The organism is Candidatus Symbiopectobacterium sp., from assembly GCF_020054415.1.
Lineage (GTDB): Bacteria > Pseudomonadota > Gammaproteobacteria > Enterobacterales > Enterobacteriaceae > Symbiopectobacterium.
Genome location: NZ_JAHWCO010000076.1, coordinates 1 through 1,492, shown reverse-complemented (window position 1 = coordinate 1,492; position 1,492 = coordinate 1). Strand labels below are relative to the sequence as shown.

Sequence of the window (1,492 nt, the reverse complement as noted above, 5' to 3'; positions counted from 1 at the left end):
TTTTCCATGCCAGTTTTGGTTGAAAATGCTTGTCATCTCAGGTGTACACTTTTCTCATGAGGCCTAACTGCATGATTTTACGTTGCGAGGATCCGTCGTTTCACTGGGCTGCCAGCATAAAATCTATTTATTCAACAAATCCTCGATTGTCATGCAAATCACTGATCGATCACGATGCGAATATGCATGGCCTGGCGCACAGGGTGATAATTTCAATAGGTCACCACAAGCGCTTCTTCGACGCCGAGGGTCCACGACACTGCAACCGAATAAAAACCTGACTATGGACGTTTTTTCAAGATGAAGGTGCTTTGATGCCGTTGGCGAGGTGAGGTTGCCCCTGCATGCAGGGGCAATAAATCAGAGGTATTTGCACAGATAAGAGGTCGGTTCAGCCACTAGCAGGTAGAACTCACTGTTGCCCGGCACAGAAAATACGGCACCGGGACCGAACACTTGCCATTCATCGCTGCCCGGCAGTTTTACCGTCAACGCACCGCTCACCATGGTCATCTCTTCCGGCTGCACAGTACCAAAGGTGTACTCTCCCGCTTCCATTACGCCCACGCTGGCACGGCCGATGGAGTCACTGTCAAAACCGATAGATTTCACTTTTCCAGAAAAATATTCGTTAACATTCAACATAAGTACAGCACCTGTGGTCAGAAACTAGAAGAAAGAAATAACAGACGAAAACCGCTTATGAGGCGGCAGAAACACGTAACATTTGCAGGATCTCAGTCACGATAACATCCGGTGTTGCAGAGGCAGCGACCACATGGTGTGCCACATCACGGTACAGCGTCTCACGCGCCGCCAGCACGTCAGTCATCTCGTCAACAATTGGACGTCCCGTTAAGGTGGGGCGTTGGTGCGCTTCAGGGCTTGCTTCCAGACGATCGCCCAATAGCGTCGCAGAGGCAAACAGATAGATGACGATCCCCTGCGAACGCATAAACTCACGGTTTTGCGGTGAAAGCACCATACCTCCGCCAGTGGCAATGACACGGCGCGACTGTGTCACTTGTTGCAGGGCGACGCTTTCTCGCTGGCGAAAACCGTGCCACCCTTCATTGGCAACCACTTCTGCCACACTCATTTTGCTGGTTTGCTGCATAAACAGATCGGTATCGGCAAACTGGTAACCTAACGCACACGCCAGCGCATTGCCGACCGTGGTTTTACCGCATCCTCTGGCCCCAACCATAAAAATGGGCTGTGACATGTAATGACCTACCCTTCTCACTTTCCCGGCAGTTTCCGGGACGCATTAATCGATATCAGTTGGCATCATACCGATAAAGCATGACAACAAGAAAGCCTCTGAAGACTAGGCTGTGTCCCTTAATTTCATAACTTCTTGTAAAAGAGGCGGATGCAGCCCAGTTTAACCATCTACAGATAATTCCTCGCAGTTTTGTCATAACGTGTGGCAATACGGCGGTATTCTTTTAATCGGCCAAAACATCTTTCCACTACATTGCGATGACGG

At 49.9% G+C, this 1,492-nt stretch carries 3 protein-coding genes; all 3 read right to left on the bottom strand.

The genetic code is table 11. The features are described 5' to 3' along the window. Nucleotides 1–360 precede the first annotated feature (360 nt). Nucleotides 361–645, bottom strand: a complete 285-nt coding sequence (ppnP, locus tag QZ506_RS02485; RefSeq protein ID WP_291968828.1) for a pyrimidine/purine nucleoside phosphorylase — start codon at nucleotides 643–645, stop codon at nucleotides 361–363. A 55-nt stretch (nucleotides 646–700) separates the two neighbouring features. Further along, nucleotides 701–1,225 carry a shikimate kinase AroL gene (aroL, locus tag QZ506_RS02480; RefSeq protein WP_291968826.1) on the bottom strand — a complete coding sequence of 175 codons (525 nt, stop codon included), beginning with the start codon at nucleotides 1,223–1,225 and terminating at the stop codon, nucleotides 701–703. Between the two features lie 170 nt (nucleotides 1,226–1,395). Further along, nucleotides 1,396–1,492: transposase (locus tag QZ506_RS02475; RefSeq protein WP_291968830.1), on the bottom strand; the 97-nt coding region annotated here is incomplete at its 5' end.